This is a genomic window from Streptomyces sp. NPDC025833 (genome assembly GCF_055558055.1).
This window is the reverse complement of sequence record NZ_JBVHNF010000026.1, coordinates 19,551-29,730: the sequence shown is the minus strand read 5'-3', so window position 1 is coordinate 29,730 and position 10,180 is coordinate 19,551. Positions and strand designations below refer to the sequence as shown.

Sequence of the window (10,180 nt, the reverse complement as noted above, 5' to 3'; positions counted from 1 at the left end):
ATGACCGCCGACGACCTCATCCGTATGGCGCTGGGAGGTGCCTCCGAGTCCTGACGGACGGGAGCACGGGGAAGGGGGCGGCCGGATCGGCCGCCCCCTTCCCCGTGCGCGTGCCGTCAGATCGTCAGCAACGCCGACTCGGCGGACCGCAGGGGTGGTTCGGCCGACGCCGGCGCGCCGGCGGGACGTGCGGCGAGGCGCTGCACGGCCGCGACCACCTCGGGAGACCGCAGCCGGGTCAGCGGCGCGGACAGCGTGGTCACCTCCATCGTCGCGGCGGCCACGGCGGGTTCGAAGAGCGCCGCGGTGGACACCAGGTCCGCGAACCGGCGGCCCGCGTCGGAGGGGTCGGCCAGCCGGGCGTCGGTGACCTCGGCACGGCAGCCCGGGTAGCCGAGGTCCTGGGTGGTGGCCAGGATCCACGGGTCGTCGACGACCGCGCTCACCGCACGCTGGACACGCTTGGCGAGCTGAGGGCGGAGGCCGCCGAGACGGCGCAGCTCGCCCTCCAGGGCCTGCGCGGCCTGCGCGGCACAGCTCATGCCGTGCCCGTACACCGGGTTGAAGGCCGCCAGCGCGTCACCCATGACGGCGAAGCCCTCCGGCCACCCGGCGACCTGCTCGTAGTGCAGCCGCCGGTTGTGCGTACTGCGGGAGCCCTGCACCTCCGTGACCGGCTCGGCGCCCGCGATGAGGCGGCCGACGATCGGATGCCGTACCGCCTGCGCGAACGCGGCGAACCCTGCCTCGCCGTTCGGAGGCTCGGCTCCCCGGGTCCCCGAGACGGTGACGATCCACCGGCCGTCCTCGATCGGGACGAGCACCGCGCTCTGCCCCGGCCGTCCCGAGCGGTGGTCCGGGTAGACGCTCACCACGGGAAAGTCCCGCTCGGCCCCGGCCGGGGCACGGAAGACGCGGCTGGAGTAGCGCAGCCCCGAGTCGACGGTCTCCTCCCGCACGGGCGGCAGTCCCAGCTCCGCCAGCCACTTCTTCGCCGGCGAGCCGCGTCCGGTGCAGTCCACGACGAAGTCCGCCGCCAGCTCCACCGGCCCTCCCGAGCCGTCGCGCGGCCGCACCACGACCCCGGTGACCCGGCCGCCCGCCGCCCGGGGCCCCACCACCTCGACGCCGTCGCGCACGGTGATGCGGCTGTCGCGCAGCACCGCGTCACGCACCGTCCAGTCGAGGAGCTCCCGACTGCACGTGATCATGAACTGGGCGCCCTGGAAGCGCTGCTGCCAGCCGTACGCCGTCAGCGACACCACGTCCGCCGGCAGCCCGATCCGGTGCCCGCCGGCGGCGAGGAGCCGGTCGGTGGTGCCAGGCAGCAGCGCGTCGATCGTCCGCGCGCCGCCGGACATCAGCAGATGGGCGTGGCGCGCCTGGGGCAGCCCCTTGCGCAGGTACGGCCCGTCGGGCATCGTGTCGCGGTCCACGACGGTCACGGAGTCCACGTGAGCGGCCAGGACACGGGCCGCCAGCATCCCGGCCAGCCCCGCCCCCATCACCACCGCATGCTTCGAGTCGGTCATCGGGAGACCAATTCCTCCTCTTCGGGCTCCTCGGGCTCCTCGGGCTCGGCGGGGCCCAGGTACACCACGTCGGACTTGCCCCAGTAGCCACGCATGTCGTTGATCAGCCCGTCCGCCCCGACCTTCACGGCCATCACGTAGTCGAACCGGATCCGCAGAGCGGAGCCGTCCTCCTCCTCGGGCGGTGCGGGGATGTAACCCAGGCGGACCAGATTCGGTCCCCAGGGCAGGTAGTTCATGGTGGTGACGACGGGGACGGCGGCACTGGCACCGTCCTGCGCCGCGACCGGCGCGCCGAAGTCCTCGAAGGCCTGGCACTCGATGGCCGCGCCCGCGTGCGCGCGCAGCGCCTCGATACCGGACCGGGGCCCGGTGCCGACCGGGTCCTCGTACGTCACCGCGGGCGAGTACAGGGCGAGCAGCCCTTCCAGGTCACCGGCGTTGATGCGGCGGCAGTGTTCCACCACCAGGTGCTTGCAGAGCGTCTCCGTCTCGGACACGGCCGCTCACATGCTCACGTCGGTCGCACCCCAGAAACTGCGGACTTCCTCGATCAGCCCCTCCTCGCCGACCGCGAACGTCATCACCGCCTCGACGGTGAGCCGTTTGCGCTCCGGGTCGGTGATGTTGACCAGGTCCGCGGTGAGCGACGCGGCGACATACCGGTCGTCCTGGGCGCAGACGATCGACCTGACGGTGTCCTTGATGTCGGCCTCGACCATGGTGACCTGGAAGAAGTGGCGCAGCGCCTCGTGGCCGCGCGCGACGGACACACCTATCGGGTCCTCGATGAAGCCGTCGGGGGCGAACATGGCGACCACCCCGTCCACGTCACCGGAGTTCAGCCTGCGGTAGTACTCCGTGATGATCTTCTTGCGGGTGGGCTCGTCGGTCATGGTGCTCCCTGAATCGGTGGTGCTCGGCCGGAACGCGCCGAGCCAGTAGGGCTCGCGCTGGAACGGGTACGTCGGCAGGTCGACCCTGAGGGCGGCCGCGTCTGCCAGCAGCGCGGTGAGGTCCAGGCTGGCCCCGGCCGCCCACAGCCGGGCGAGCTCCCGGTCCAGGCGCGCGGCGGGGGAGGAGTCCGGGTCCGCGTCGCGGGCCCCCAGGTGCAGCACGAGACCGGCGAGCCGCGGCGCGTCGCCGCTCGGGGCCGGGGCCGCGCCCGCGAGGAGGGCCTCGGCGTCGATCTTCTCGCCGCCGCCGTCCACCAGCGCCGCGATCAGCGGGGGAGCGGCCCTCGGGTCGTCCACGGCGTCCGCGCGGCCCGCCGCCACACAGGCGGCCTGACCGAGCGTGAGACTGCCGGCGAGGTGAGCGGCGGCGATCTGCCCGCTGCCACGGCCGAGGAGGACGTCCGGGCGCATGCCCCGGCTCTCCAGCAGCCGGTGGGCGGCGACCAGCGCCACGAAGGCGGCGGCGACGGTGTGCTCGTGCGCTTCGCCGGGCGCGGGCGGCGGACCGTCCAGGTGCGGGGCGAGTTCGCCGGCCGCCTCGTCCCAGGCGCGGGCATAGGCGGGGAAGGCGGCGTGCAGCGCGGCCTCGACGGACGGTTCGCGCCCGTCGGCGTCCGGCAGCAGGACGGCGAGCCGGACCTCCCCGTCCTCCGCCCGGCCGCGCACCACACAGGGGTGCGGGTCACCGGCGGCGAGCGCGTCCAGCGCGTCGAGCAGGTCCGTTCGCGTCTGCGCGAGGACGACCGCCCGCTCCTCGAACGCGGTCCGGGCGGCCAGGGACCGGGCCACCTCGTGCGGGCCGAGCGCGATGTCGCCGGCCACCCGTTCCCGCAGCCTGCGCGCCGCCGAGGCGAGAGCGGGCCCGGAGCGGGCCGACAGCAGGCACGGCACCGGCAGGTCGGTGGTGCGGGGAGCCGGGCCGGGCGACGGGGCGCCGTCCGGGTCGGGCGACTGTTCGAGGATCAGGTGCACCTTGGTGCCGTTGCCGCCGAACGACGACACCCCGGCCCGACGCGGACGTCCCGTCTCCGGCCACGCCACCGCCTGGAGGGGCAGCGTGACGCCCCCGCCCGCCCAGTCGACGTCCGCCAGCGGCTCGGCGGCGTGCAGCGCCTCGGGCACAATCCCGTGCCGCATCGCCAGGACCGCCTTGATGACCCCGACGACCCCCGACGCGGCATGAGGGTGACCGACGTTGGCCTTGACCGACCCCAGCAGCACCGGACGGTCCACACGATGCCGTCCGTACGCCTCGATGACGGCCTCCGCCTCCACCGCGTCCCCCAGCGGCGTGCCCGTCCCGTGCGCCTCGACGACGTCGACGTCCTGCGGACCGAGCCCGGCGTCCGCCAGCGCCAGCCGCATGACCTCGCTCTGCGACGGGCCGTGCGGCGCGGTGAGCCCGTTGCTGGCTCCGCTGTGGTTCAGCGCCGAACCGCGGATCACCGCGAGCACGGGATGCCCGCGCCGCCGCGCCTCGGACAGCCGCTCCACCACCAGGGCCCCGGCCCCCTCACCCCAGCCGACCCCGTCGGCGCCGGCGGAGAAGGACTTGCAGCGGCCATCCGAGGCGATCCCGCCGAGATTGTCGAACGCGACCGGGAACGCCATCACGGTCACCCCGCCGACCAGCGCCGAGGAGCACTCGTCCCGCAGCAGCGCCTGGCAGGCCAGATGCAGGGCGACACCGGAGGAAGAGCAGCCCGTGTCGACGGCGAGCGTCGGCCCCTGCAGCCCGAACGTGTAAGCCACCCGGGCACACGCGAACGGGGAACCGGCCCCCGACGACACGTACGGCACGCTGGCCTCGGGAACCTGCCGCATGTCCGAGACGTAGTTCTGGGTGAAGGTCCCCACGTAGACACCCGTACGCGACCCGCGCATCCGGCGCGGGTCCTCACCGGCCCGCTCCCACGCCTCCCAGGCCAGCTCCAGGAGCAGCCGCTGCTGGGGGTCCACCACCAGGGATTCCTCCGGACTCATGTCGAAGAACGCCGGGTCGAACCCGGAGGCCCCGGTGAGGAAACCGCCCTCGGTCAGCAGCCCGACGCCGCGCAGGGCACCGTTCCACGAGGCCATCCGCTCCAGGTCCCAGCCCCGGTCGTCCGGGACCGGCCCGATCGCGTCCCCGCCGGACAGCAGCAGCTCCCACAGCTCGTCCGGCGACCCGATGCCCCCCGGCAGCCGGCAGCTCATCCCGACGACCACCACCGGGTCGTCGGTGCGGTCGGCACCGGTCACGGCCTCGGGGACCGCCGCCTCGGGAGCGTCCCCCGCGATGCGGGCGCGCAGGTACGTGGCCATGGCCCGCGGAGTGGGGTGGTCGTACACCAGGCCGACCGGCAGCCGCAGACCGGTGACCGAGGAGAGCCGGTTGCGCAGTTCGACCGAGCTGAGCGAATCGAAACCCAGCTCACGGAAGAGACGCCCCGCCCCGACCGCGTCTCCGGCCGCATGACCCAGTACGGCAGCGGCCTGCTCCCGCACTAGCTCCAGCACGATCCGCGTCCCGTCGGCCACGGACTCCCCGGCCAGCCGGGCCGCCAGCCCCGTACGGTCCTCGGACCCCGCGCCCGAGCCCGCCTCGCGACGCTGCGGAGCACGGATCAGGCCGCGGTACAGCGGGGGCGACTGATGCCCGGCGAGCCGGCGCGCGAGCGTGCCGAGATCCGTCGGCACCGGCACGAACAGCGCCGTCTCGGTCCGCACGGCGGCGTCGAACACCGCCAGGCCGTCCGCCGTGGACAGCGTGCCGAACCCGGCGTCCGCCATCCGCCCGCCGCCGTCCACGGCCACACGCCGGGTCAGCTCGCTCAGTTCCTCCCACATGCCCCACGCGAGCGAGGTGGCGGGCAGACCGTGCGCCCGCCGGTGCGCGGCCAGCGCGTCGAGACAGGTGTTGGCGGCGGCGTAGTTGGCCTGCCCGGCCGTGCCGAGGACCCCCGCGGCCGAGGAGAACAGCACGAACGCGGCGAGCGGCAGGGAACGCGTCAGGTCGTCGAGGTGACGGGCGGCGTCCACCTTGGGGCGCATGACGCCCGTCATCCGCTCCGGCGTCAGATCGCCGAGGAGAGCGTCGTCGAGGACGCCCGCCGCGTGGATGACGGCGGTGAGGGGACGGTCGGCGGGCACGTTCGCCAGAACCGCGGCGAGCGCGTCCCGGTCCGCGGCGTCGCACGCGACGGCGCCGGCCTCGGCACCCAGGTCGGCGAGTTCCCCGACGAGTTCCCGGGCGCCGGGCGCGTCGGGACCGCGCCGGCTGAGCAGCAGGACCCGGCGCACGCCGTGCTCGCGCACCACATGCCGGGCCAGAATCCCCCCGAGCGTGCCGGTCCCGCCCGTGATGAGCACGGTCCCCTCCGGATCGAGGGGACGGTGCCCGGCAGCGGGAGCGGTCGAGGGCCGCCCGAGCCGGGGCGCCCGCACCGCTTCACCGCGCACCGCGAGCCGGGACTCCCCGGCGGCGAGCGCCTGCCCCAACAGGGCGGCGGACAGCGGGCCGTCGCAGTCGAGCAGCAGCAGCCGCCCGGGATGCTCGGCCTCCGCCGCACCGACCAGCCCCCACAGCGAGGCGGCCGCCACATCAGGAGCCTCACCGGCCTCCACGGCCACCGCACCCCGGCTGACCAGGACCAGCCGGCTGTCCGCCAAGCCCTCCTCGGCCAGGAACGCCTGCAGCGTCCCCAGCGCCCACACGGCGACAGCCTCCGGACCACCCCCCACCGGCACCGGCACGACCACGGCCTGCGGTGCGGGCAGCCCGCAGCCGGCGACCCCGGCGAGATCGGGGTGCACGACACAGCGGCCGCTCAGCCCGTCCACCTCACCACCGGCGAGCGACACCCAGGTCCCGTCGGCCGCGTCACCGGCAGGCACCACCGGCACCCACTCGACACCGAACACCGTGTCCTTGGGCAGGCTCACGGGCATCCCCGCAATCCGGTCGGCGGGCGGCCCGAACACCACCGGCCCCAGTTCCGCCAGCGGCTGCCCGCCCGCGTCGGCCAGCGTGACGACGACCGTGCCGTCGGCCTCCGGCGACACCCGCACCCGCGCACTGTGGGCGCCGGTGGAGTGCACGACGACACGGCCCAGCGAGACCGGCGCCCGGTACCGCGTGTCGCCGTCGTCCCGCCCCAGGTGCCAGGCCCGCAACGCGGCGTCCAGCAGGGCGGGATGCACCCGGTGGCCGCGCACCTCACGGGCCGCGTCGTCGAGCGCGACCTCCGCGAAGACCACACCCCCGTGCCGCGCCAGAAGACGGATCACCGCCGTCCCGGGCGAGCCGTCATCGTCCGGGAACGCCGGCGCGACCGCGTCGGACGGCGGCCACGTGCCGTCGAACCCGGCCGCAGCCCGAGGGAGCGAGGTGAGCGTGGCACCGGCGTACCGGACCCACCGCTCGTCCTCCACCGCGGGGTGGCAGGCGTGCACCGTGACCCCGGCGGCCGCGTCGGCCGTCACCTGGACCCGGGTGGTGCCCTCCGGCAGGACCAGCGGCCGTTCCAGGGACAGCGCGGCCACACTCGCCCCGACCTCGTCGGCGGCCCGCACGGCCAGCTCCGCGAGGACACCCGCACTCATGACGGCCGGGCCGTCGACCTCGACACTGCCGGTGAGGACGACCGCGTCACGGTCGGCCAGCCGCACCGCCGCTCCCAGCACCGGATGCCGGGCGTCGTCCAGGCCCAGCGCACGCGGATCCGCCCCCGACCCCGGAGACAGCCAGTAGCGGGCCCGCTGGAAGGGGTACGTGGGCAGGGCGACGTCCCGCGCGTCGACGCCGTCGAACAGGGCGGCGAGGCCGATCCGGGTGGACCGCACCGCCGCCTGAGCCAGCGAGGTCCGCAGCCGCAGCAGCGAACCGTCACCGCGCTGCAACGTGCCGACGGCCACGACGTCCGCCCCGGCCTCCTCCGCGCCCTCCTCCACGGCCGCCGTCAGCACCGGATGCGGACTGACCTCGACGAACACCCCGTGCCCCGACGCGAGCAGCGCCCGCACCCCCTCCTCCAGCAGCACGGGCCGACGCAGGTTGCGGTACCAGTACGCGCCGTCCAACTGCGACGTGTCGATCCAGTCTCCGGTCACGGTCGACCAGAACGGCACCTGGCACCGCCGAGGCACGATCTCCGCCAGCTCCGAGGCCAGCCGCTCCCGCAACGACTCGACCTGCGGCGAGTGCGAGGCGTAGTCGACCGGGACGCGACGCACCCGCACCCCGTCGGCCTCGCACGCCTCCACGAAGCGGGCGAGGTCGTCGGCGCCGCCGGAGACGACGGTGGAGCGCGGCCCGTTGCGGGCGGCGACCGACAGCGAGAGCCCGGCCCGCTCGACCCGCCCCTCCACCTCGCCGACCGCCAGCGCCACCGAGGCCATCCCGCCCCGCCCCGCCAGCTCCGCGGCGATGGCCTTGCTGCGCAGCGCGACGACCTTCGCCCCGTCCTCCAGCGACAGCGCGCCCGCCGCGCAGGCCGCGGCGATCTCCCCCTGGGAGTGCCCGAGGACCGCGGCCGGCCGCACCCCGTGCTCCTGCCACACATGAGCCAGCGAGACCAGCACCGCCCACAGCGCGGGCTGCACGACGTCGACCCGGCCGAGGGCCGCCTCGTCGTCCAGGACGTCGCTCAGCCGCCAGTCCGTCCAGGGCGCGAGAGCCTCCTCGCACGCGGCGAGCCGGGACGCGAACGCGGAGGACTCCTCCCGCAGCCGGGTCGCCATCCCGGTCCACTGGGACCCCTGCCCGGGAAACACGAACACCGTCTTGCCGCGCACGTTCGCCTGCCCCGCCACGACCAGCGGCGACGGCTCACCCCGGCTCAGCGCACCGAGCGCCTCCCGGGGAGCGCCGAAGCCGTCGGCGAGGACGACCGCCCGGTGCTCGAACACCGTGCGCCCCGTGGCCAGCGCGGCCCCCACGGAGACGAGGTCCGGCTCCTCGCCGCACCACCGGGCGAGGCGCCCGGCGCGGGCCCGCAACGCCCGCGCGGTGGCCGCCGACACCAGCCACGGCACAGGACCCTGCGCCAGAGGCCCGTCCGACGGCCGCCCCACGGGCTCGGCGGGCGGCGGATCGTCCCGCGCGTCGGCCTGCTCCAGCACGATGTGCGCGTTGGTGCCGCTGATCCCGAACGAGGACACCGCCGCACGCCGGGGCCGCCCGGTCGCCGGCCAGTCGAGGGCCTCCCGGGCGAGACGCACGTGCCCGGCGCTCCAGTCGATGTGAGGGGAGGGGGCGTCGATGTGCAGGGTGCGCGGGATGCGGCCGTGCCGCAGGGCCATGACGGCCTTGATGACGCCGGCGACACCGGAAGCCGCCTGGGCGTGCCCGATATTGGACTTGAGCGAACCGAGCCACAGAGGCGGCGCGCTCTGCGGCCGCCGGCCGTAGGTGGCCAGCAGGGCCTGCGCCTCGATGGGGTCGCCGAGGGTGGTGCCGGTGCCGTGGGCCTCGACCAGGTCGACCTCGTCGGGGGAGAGCCCGGCGTCGGCGAGGGCGGCGCGGATGACGCGCTGCTGGGACGGCCCGTTGGGCGCGGTCAGCCCGTTCGAGGCACCGTCCTGGTTGACGGCGCAGCCACGCAGCACCGCGAGAACCCGACGACCCGCGCGGCGGGCGTCCGACAGCCGCTCGACGAGCAGCAGCCCCACGCCCTCGGCCCAGGACGTGCCGTCGGCGGCTGCGGCGAACGGCTTGCTGCGGCTGTCCGGCGCCATCATCCCCTGGCTGCCGAACCCGTGGAAGATACTGGCGGTCGACATCACGGTCACCCCGCCCGCCAGAGCCAGCGAACACTCACCGGCCCGCAGCGCCCGCACCGCGAGGTGCAGGGCGACCAGCGAGGAGGAGCAGGCGGTGTCCACGGTGAGGGACGGCCCCTCCAGCCCGTAGACATAAGAGAGCCGTCCGGACAGCACACTGCTGGCCGTCCCGCTGACCAGGTAGTTCGCCACCCCGTCGGGCAACTCGGTGATGCCGGTCCCGTACCCGGTGTTCGCGGCTCCGACGAAGACCCCGGTCGGGCTCCCCTTCAGCGAGCCGGGCACGATGCCGGCCCGCTCCAGAACCTCCCACGACGTCTCCAGCAGCAGCCGCTGCTGAGGATCCATGGCCAGCGCCTCACGGGGCGCGATCCCGAACACGGCCGGGTCGAACAGGTCCGCCCCCTCGACGAACCCGCCCTGCGGGACCGTCCCGTCCATCGCGGCGAGCTCCAGCACCTGCTGCTTCCAGCCGCGCCCCGCCGGCAGATCCCCGATCGCGTCGGTCCCGTCGGCGACCAGACGCCACAGGTCCTCCGGGGAGGTGACATCGCCCGGATAGCGACACCCCATCCCCACGATGGCGATCGGCTCCCGGTCCGCCTCACCCGATTCCTCATGGCGCGCACTCAGCCGCTCGTTCTCGGCACGCAGCCTCTCGTTCTGGGTCAACGACGCCCGCAGGGCCTCGACGAGCTGATCGGCAGGGGCGGTCATCGCGAACTCCGCTCGTCGCAGGAGGAGTTGTTCCCGGATCGCCGACAGCCAAGGTGACGCGGCATGACGGGGCCGCCGCACAACCTATTGACCCCGCCGTTCCCACCCAACCCCTACTGCCGCTCCCCGCCCCCTGTTCCCGGAACTCCGCCCCCTGCGAGGCCCGGACACGGCCCTGCCCACGGCCGGGGACCGCGATCGCGGGGTCCAGGA

3 protein-coding genes are annotated in these 10,180 nt (G+C 75.0%); all 3 read right to left on the bottom strand.

The genetic code is table 11. The annotated features are described in order from the left end of the window. Window positions 1-116: 116 nt before the first annotated feature. Genes ACZ4K2_RS34050 through ACZ4K2_RS34040 form a run of 3 tightly spaced genes read right to left on the bottom strand, consistent with a single transcriptional unit; the run spans window position 117 to window position 9,967 of the window. Window positions 117-1,532 (bottom strand): NAD(P)/FAD-dependent oxidoreductase, encoded by a 1,416-nt coding sequence (locus tag ACZ4K2_RS34050; RefSeq protein WP_467479995.1) that lies wholly within the window; start codon window positions 1,530-1,532, stop codon window positions 117-119. Continuing rightward, on the bottom strand, window positions 1,529-2,032 hold the full coding sequence (locus ACZ4K2_RS34045; protein ID WP_467479993.1) for a nuclear transport factor 2 family protein: 504 nt from the start codon (window positions 2,030-2,032) through the stop codon (window positions 1,529-1,531). The genes ACZ4K2_RS34050 and ACZ4K2_RS34045 overlap by 4 nt, the downstream gene beginning before the upstream one ends. Window positions 2,033-2,038: 6 nt before the next feature. Beyond that, window positions 2,039-9,967 (bottom strand): SDR family NAD(P)-dependent oxidoreductase, encoded by a 7,929-nt coding sequence (locus ACZ4K2_RS34040; RefSeq protein WP_467479991.1) that lies wholly within the window; start codon window positions 9,965-9,967, stop codon window positions 2,039-2,041. Window positions 9,968-10,180: the final 213 nt, after the last annotated feature.

Coding starts and splice junctions, on each gene's coding strand:
- ACZ4K2_RS34040 (WP_467479991.1), bottom strand. CDS start 9,967: ATGACCGCCCCTGCCGATCAGCTCGTCGAGGCCCTGCGGGCGTCGTTG.
- ACZ4K2_RS34050 (WP_467479995.1), bottom strand. CDS start 1,532: ATGACCGACTCGAAGCATGCGGTGGTGATGGGGGCGGGGCTGGCCGGG.